The organism is Mesorhizobium silamurunense, from assembly GCF_014843825.1.
GTDB classification, from domain to species: Bacteria; Pseudomonadota; Alphaproteobacteria; order Rhizobiales; family Rhizobiaceae; genus Mesorhizobium; species Mesorhizobium silamurunense.
The window spans coordinates 1-6,841 of sequence record NZ_JHQR01000362.1 but is presented as its reverse complement, the minus strand read 5'-3'; the positions used below and the strand labels follow the sequence as shown (position 1 = coordinate 6,841).

The following is a 6,841-nucleotide window of genomic DNA, read 5'->3' as shown; positions in this document are numbered from 1 at the left end:
CTGGCGCTCGGCCTTGGCCGCGATGCGGCACGCTGCACCGCGCTCGAAGCCACCGGCCATCGCATCGTCCGTCATGATCTCGCGCAGCCGCTCGATGGCGCGCTCGATCCGCGGCTCGACAGGGTCGAGCGGGTCATCCATTGCGCGGCGCTCTCGGCGCCCTTCGGCCGGCTGCAGGATTTCGTGGCAGCCAACGTCGCGGCGACGCGAAACCTTCTCGACTTCGCGACGCGGCAAGGCGTCAGCCGCTTCGTCCATATCTCCAGCCCGTCGGTCTGCTTTGCCTTTCGCGACCAGCTCGGCCTGACCGAGGACATGGCCTTGCCCGATCCGGCCAACCACTATGCCCGCACCAAGCGGGAGGCGGAGAAGCTCGTGCTTGCCGCGCCTTTGGTCCATCCCGTGGTGCTGAGGCCGCGCGGCATCTACGGTGTCGGCGACCGCGCGCTGCTGCCGCGGCTGATCAAGGCGGCGAAAAGCCGGCCGCTGCCGCTGTTTCGCGACGGCCGCGCCGCGATCGATCTCACCCATGTCGACGACGTCGTCGATGCGGTCATGGCGGCGCTCGCGGCACCCGAAGAGGCCGAGGGCCAGATCTTCAACATCTCCGGCGGCGAGGTGCTGCCGGTGCGCCGCATCGCCGACGAGGCTTGCTCTCGTGCCGGGCTTGCCGCGCGCTGGCGGCCGATGCCGCTGCTGCCGGCTATGCTTGCCGCAGGCCTTATGGAGGCGGTGGCACTCAGGCTGCCCGGCCGGCCGGAGCCGCCGGTCACCCGTTATGGGCTCGGCCTCTTCGCCTATGCCCAGAGCCTGGACATCTCCAAGGCGAGACGCGTGCTTGGCTGGAGACCAAAGGTTTCCTTCGAGCAGGGGCTCGACCGCACCTTCGCCGGCGTTGCGACGCCGTGAAAATCGTCTTCGCCAACAGCGCCTGGGTCAGCGCCGCCGAGCGGCTGATCCTGCGCGGCGGCAGCTGGCAAAGTGTCAGGCTGCGTGTCCGCTACGGGCTGATCTTCCATCCCACCGCCGGACCGGTGCTGGTCGATACGGGCTATACGCGGGAAGCGCTTTCGGGAGAGCGACGCGGCCGGATGCTGCGCCTCTATGGCGCGTTGCTGAAGCCCGAACTCGACGCCGCCGGACAGGTCTTGCCGGTGCTGAAGCATTTCGGCCTTTCGCCCGATGACATAGGCACCGTCATCGTCACCCATTTCCATGCCGACCACATTTCCGGACTGTCGCTGTTCCCGAGGGCGCGCTTCATCGCCAGCGATGCCGCCTGGACGCGGGTCAAGGCGCGAACGCCGCGCCAGAATTTGCGCCATGGCATCTTCACCGAGCTCTTTCCGACTGATTTTGAAGCGCGGTTGAACGGTCTATCCTCCAAGCCGCGCGTCGAAGCGCGCGACAGCGCACTCGGTGGGGCCGACCTCTTCGGCGACGGCAGCGTGATCGCGATCGATCTTCCTGGACATGCCGACGGCCAGTTCGGCCTGTTGTTCGCTGGCCTCTCGCGGCCGCTGCTCTACGCCGTCGATGTGCAATGGCTGCTCACCGCCCTGACCGAAAACCGCACGCCCGGCTTCCCGGCTACGTTGATCGCCGAGGAAGCCGGGGCAATCGAGCCGACCAGCGCCATGCTGCGGCGCTTCATGGGCACGGGTGGCGAGGTGATGCTCTGCCATGATCCTGCGCCGACATCCTATGATTTCGCGACGAGCAATCCGGAGGCGGGATGAACGCGCTGGCGGAAGCGATCGGCTCTTTTGCCGTAACGCGCTGGGCATCGCGTAAGAGCCGCGCCGACTTCGAGCGATGGCAGGCGGCGGCCTTGCGCCGTTTCCTCGATCGCGACCTGCCGCGCGCGCCGTTCTACGGCAAGCCGCCGGCTCGTCTCGCCGACCTGCCGGTCACCGACAAGGCGCTGGTGATGGCGCGCTTCGAGGATTTCAACATCCATGGCCTCACCGCCAATGAGGCCTGGGCAGCGCTGGCGCGCGACGGCCGCGCCGGTTCGCTCACAGTCGGCGCCAGCACCGGCACGTCTGGCAATCGCGGCCTGTTCGTCATTTCAGAGGCGGAAAAATACCGCTGGCTGGGCGCGATCCTCGCCAAGGGGGCGCCCGATCTTCTGTGGCGCGGCATGCGCGTCGCCGTCATCCTGCCGCAGAACACCGGGCTTTATGACAGCGCCCGCAAGTCGAAGCTGATCAGGCTCGCCTTCTTCGATCTGACGCTCGGGCCGGAACACTGGCGCGAAGCGCTCGAAGCCTTCGACCCGACGGTGATCATTGCGCCGCCGAAGATGCTCAGGCATTTCGCCGCCGAAAGTTTCCAACTCCAACCGAAACGCATTTTCTCGGCCGCCGAGACGCTCGATCCGGTAGACCGTCCGGTCATCGAAGCCTTCTTCCGGCTCCCGCTCGACCAGATCTATATGGCGACCGAAGGCCTGTTCGCGGTGACGTGCCGGCAGGGCGGCCTGCACCTTGCCGAAGACTCGGTCTTCTTTGAATTCGAGCCGGCGGGCGAGGGGCTGGTAACGCCGCTGGTCACCGCCTTCCGCCGCCGAACGCAAATCATGGCGCGCTACCGCATGAACGATCTGCTGCGCCTCTCGGAACAGCCTTGCCGCTGCGGTTCGCCGCTGTGTTGTGTGGACGAGATCGTCGGCCGCATGGATGATGTCTTCCGCCTGTCCTCGAAAGGCGGTCCGATCCTCGTCACGCCCGATGTGCTGCGCAACGCCGTGCTCAAGGCCGATCGCCGCATCGACGATTTTCGGCTCGTTCAGATCGCGCCCGATGCGATCGAGCTGAGACTGCTTCCGACGCTCGCCGATGAAGCTGCCGCCTCCGCACACCAGGCGGTGCGCGCGCTTCTTGAAGCGCGAAAAGCAACCGCGACCGTCACTCTCATTCGCGCGCCGCTGCCGCTGGAGACAAGCCGCAAGCTGCGCCGCGTCGAATGCCGGCCGGAGCGGGCTCCATGAGCCGGGCGACCGTCATGGAAAAGCCGATCCAACAGGCCGACCGCGTCGAAAACAAGCCGGCCAAGGTTGACGCTTTCGTCCGGTTGTTCAACGAGGTGCCCGTAAGCGACCTCGTCGCCAATCTGATGACCAAAGTCGAAACTTTTGAGATCGCCGGCCGGACGTTTCCGCTGACGCTCAACGACGCCGGCGAAGCGCCGAACTGCTACATCTGCTGTCCGTCCAGCGCCTATATCGACTATGCGATAGACGAGACGCGCAATTTTGCGGGCCACCTGTTGCTGCGCCGCGCGCTTCAGGCCCTCATCGGCACCTGCACGCCGCTGGTGAGGGCAAGCGGCCTCGATCATCAGGTGCAGGTCAACAACTGGCTTTATTCGACCAATCCGGTGCCGCTGCTCGATCGGCAGACGGTCGCCGCACTTAGAACGGCGATGGTCGCGCGCTTCCCGGATCGTGCCATCGTCATCCGTTCGCTGAACGAGATCGCCGATCCGGCGACCATTGCCGCGCTGAAAGCCGAAGGCTTTCGCATGTTGGCGGCGCGGCAGATCTACATCTTCGCCGACCGCAGCGCCGCACCGGCCATGACCAAAAACATGAAGCTCGACCGCAAGCAACTCGGCGCCACGCATTTCGAGCGGGTCGGCGATGCCGATTTCACGGAGGCCGACTATGCGCGCGCCGAGCAGCTCTACAAGATGCTCTATCTCGACAAATACACGCCCTTAAATCCCCATTACACAGCTCGCTATATTGCCGAGATGCATCGGCGCGGCATCATCAGCCTTGCTGGTCTGCGCCGGCCGGGCGGCGAGCTGGTCGCGGTCACCGGCCTGTTCGAGAACGGCGGCACGCTCACCCAGCCGATCGTCGGCTACGACACCAGCCTGCCGCTCGGCGAGGGGCTCTACCGCATGGTGATGGCGATGGGGCAGGACCATGCCACGGCGCGCGGCCTGTTCTTCAACATGAGCGCCGGCGCGGCAGGCTTCAAGCGCCTGCGCGGCGCGGTCGCCGCGGTCGAGTACAACGCCGTCTATGCCGGCCATCTTCCGCGCCGCCGGCGTCTGGCGATCCGCTTGATGGAGAGCGTGCTGGCGAAGGTCGGCATTCCCCTGCTCAGGAGGTTCGAGCTGTGAGCAAGCGCGGGGACCGTAGCAAAGATCACTGGCAGGCGGTGGCACTGTCGGCCGACATCGGCAAGCGACCGAAGCGCATCCTGTTCGACGGCGCGCCGCTGGTGCTGTTCCGCTCCGCGCAAGGCATTGCCGCCTTGTTCGACCGCTGCCCGCATCGGCTCGTCGAACTCTCGACCGGCAAAGTCGTCGGCGGCGAGATCGAATGCCCTTATCACGGCTGGCGCTATGATGGCGAAGGCCGCTGCACCGCCATTCCCGGCCATGTCGGCGAGATGCCGGGTTACCGTGTCCGCCGCTACGCCGCGATCGAGCGCGACGGCGTCGTCTTCGTCTCGTCCGGCACGCCGCGGGGCGAGCCTTACCTGCACTGCATGCAGGGCAAGGACATCATCGTGCGGCGGGTGCGCAGCTCGACGCAGTCGACGGTTATCGATGCCGCCGAGAACATTCTCGACGCCACCCATACCCATTTCACCCACAAGGGCCTGTTGCGCGGCCTGACCTCGAAGCGGCACCTTGTGCGGGTCGAGGTGAACGGCGGCGAGGGCTGGGTCGAAGCCCGCTACACCGGCGAGGAGCGCCAGCAAGGCCTGATCAGCCGGATGCTGGAAGGCGAGCGGACGAAAACCATCGGCCGCTTCCGCTATCCAGGCATCGCCGAACTCGAATATTGGGGCAAGGACGGGCTGGTGCTCGCCACCACTTTCCATCTGCGTCAGGCCGACGAGCGCACCGTCGAGGGCGTCGGATGGCTGATCGGCCGGCGCCAAGGCCTGCTCGGCGGCTTGAAGGCGCTCGCCTTCAAGCCGCTCTTCACCATCGCGCTGCACCAGGATCGCCACGTGCTGAAATCGGCAAGCGACAACGCCCGTTTCGCGCCGCAGTCTATGCCGGTGATCGGCCCGCTCGATTTCCTGCGCCGCGACATCGCGGCAATCATGGAAGGCAAACTGCCGCCGGCTGCGAGTGAGTCGAAGGTGCACCAGATCGAACTGTGAATTAAAGTTCACGCAACTTGATTTGCTCAGATCTGTGAATTATAGTTTACGGATGATCGAGGTTCGGCAGACCGACGAATTCAGAAAATGGCTGCGGGACCTCACGGATATCCGAGCTGCCAGAAAGATCGCTCAGCGGCTCATCCGCGTTGAGGCCGGCCTGCTGGGAGACGCCAAGTTCTTCGAAGGCATCGGTGAGCTTCGGATCGACTATGGACCGGGTTACCGCTATTCATCCGGCGCGGCAACACGGTCATCATCTTGCTTTGCGGAGGCGACAAATCCTCCCAGGACAGAGACATCAGAAAAGCCAAACAGATGGCAAACGAGGTTTGACATGGCTCTCAAAACCACACCATTCGATGCCGCTGAATATTTCGACGACGCAGAGTCCCAGGCTGAGCTCCTTGTAAATGCGTTCGAGACCGGCGACGCAACCTATATCGCCCATGCGCTCGGCATCATCGCTCGCGCTCGCGGCATGACAGCCGTCGCGAGGGACGCCGGCGTAACCCGGGAAGCGCTTTACAAGGCGCTGAGCGAAAAGGGCGATCCGCGCCTCAGCACGCTCCTGGGAGTCACCAAGGCGCTGGGTCTCCAACTTTATGCCAAACCGACCAATCCCGATTCCCTCAGGACGTGAAGGATCGGGAAGCAACCGTTAGCCGGGCCCATTCCACTCGATATCCCGCGTCGACGCGACCTGCAGGCTGATGCGCTGGCGCCAGGCCACGCCGGCGATCTCGGCAAGCGCCGGCCATTGCGCCTTGACCGGTGCCGGGTCGCCCGGCCAGTCGAGCAATTCCTGACCATCGCGCATCGCCTTCCGGAAGCGAACGAGACCACCGAATCGCAAAGCCGCCGGCAGTCCGTAGACCCACATGGCAAGCCGCACCGTTTGCGGTGCGACCACATCGGGTATGACTTCCGGCCCGTGCCCCAGGACGGCATCGGCAAACCGCGCCGGATCGCGGAAGAAATGCAGGCCGCTCACGGCGCGCGGATTGCATTCCAGCGGCAGCACGTTTCCGTCCGCCTCGCACATCAGGTCGAAGGAAATCTGCCCGGTCCAAGACGTGCCGGCGACGATGCGCTCGACAAGCTCGCGCGCTGCCCCATCTTCGACTCGTTCGAAGAAAATGCCGGCGCCCTTGCCGGCGCGATAGAGCGAACGATAGAGCGCCAGCGCCTTGAGCCTGCCCTCGCGCGCCACCGCATAGGCGCTGATCTCGTCGCCATCGACGAAACGTTGCGCAACCCATGGCATGGCGGGCGAGGGGGCGATCGCATCGAGAAAATCCGGTGTCGGACGCAGCAGCACTTGGCTGGCGAAGCGCGACCAGACCGGCTTGAACACCAGTCCGCGCGAGCGGCCGCGCACGGCATGCAGATCGGCGGTCGATTGTAGCAATACCGTTTCCGGCACTGCCAGCCCGAGACGCTCGGCCAGCCGGATGAAGGCATGCTTGTTGTGGACTTCCGCCAGCAGCTCGATGCCGGGCGCGAATAGCTGCGCCAGCATGGCCCTGCTGTGCCAGGCCAGCGCGAGATGAAAAACCTCCTCGCAGGTCGGGATGACCAGCCCTATGCCTTCCTCGCGAACCAGCGCCTCGACCGCCTCGGCATAGGCCTCAGGCTCGAAACGCGGCGGCGGCAGGCGATGGTAGCGCGCGCAGGCCCTGCTTGCGGCGGCGATCGGGCGCGCCGGC

Annotated in this window: 7 protein-coding genes; 6 read left to right on the top strand and 1 reads right to left on the bottom strand. The window is 65.4% G+C overall.

The features are described from left to right. From DH10_RS33110 to DH10_RS38030, 6 genes are all read left to right on the top strand, one after another. Positions 1-909 (top strand): NAD-dependent epimerase/dehydratase family protein (locus tag DH10_RS33110; protein ID WP_192385804.1); only part of this gene is annotated, 909 nt, incomplete at its 5' end. Beyond that, the gene (locus DH10_RS33105) at positions 906-1,739 is read left to right on the top strand and encodes an MBL fold metallo-hydrolase (protein ID WP_192256444.1); all 834 of its coding nucleotides are present in this window, start codon (positions 906-908) and stop codon (positions 1,737-1,739) included. The genes DH10_RS33110 and DH10_RS33105, both read left to right, overlap by 4 nt. Next, positions 1,736-2,992 (top strand): F390 synthetase-related protein, encoded by a 1,257-nt coding sequence (locus DH10_RS33100; protein ID WP_192256442.1) that lies wholly within the window; start codon positions 1,736-1,738, stop codon positions 2,990-2,992. The genes DH10_RS33105 and DH10_RS33100 overlap by 4 nt, the downstream gene beginning before the upstream one ends. After that, positions 2,989-4,134 carry a GNAT family N-acetyltransferase gene (locus tag DH10_RS33095; protein WP_246506569.1) on the top strand — a complete coding sequence of 382 codons (1,146 nt, stop codon included), beginning with the start codon at positions 2,989-2,991 and terminating at the stop codon, positions 4,132-4,134. The genes DH10_RS33100 and DH10_RS33095 overlap by 4 nt, the downstream gene beginning before the upstream one ends. Continuing rightward, the gene (locus DH10_RS33090; protein WP_192256440.1) at positions 4,131-5,132 is read left to right on the top strand and encodes a Rieske 2Fe-2S domain-containing protein; all 1,002 of its coding nucleotides are present in this window, start codon (positions 4,131-4,133) and stop codon (positions 5,130-5,132) included. The genes DH10_RS33095 and DH10_RS33090 overlap by 4 nt, the downstream gene beginning before the upstream one ends. A 52-nt stretch (positions 5,133-5,184) precedes the next feature. Further along, positions 5,185-5,775 (top strand): addiction module antidote protein, encoded by a 591-nt coding sequence (locus DH10_RS38030; protein WP_312891336.1) that lies wholly within the window; start codon positions 5,185-5,187, stop codon positions 5,773-5,775. Positions 5,776-5,793: 18 nt separating this feature from the next. On the opposite strand, the gene DH10_RS33075 is transcribed toward DH10_RS38030, so the two are convergent. Further along, on the bottom strand, positions 5,794-6,841 hold a 1,048-nt coding region (locus DH10_RS33075; protein WP_192385803.1), incomplete at its 5' end, for an ATP-grasp domain-containing protein.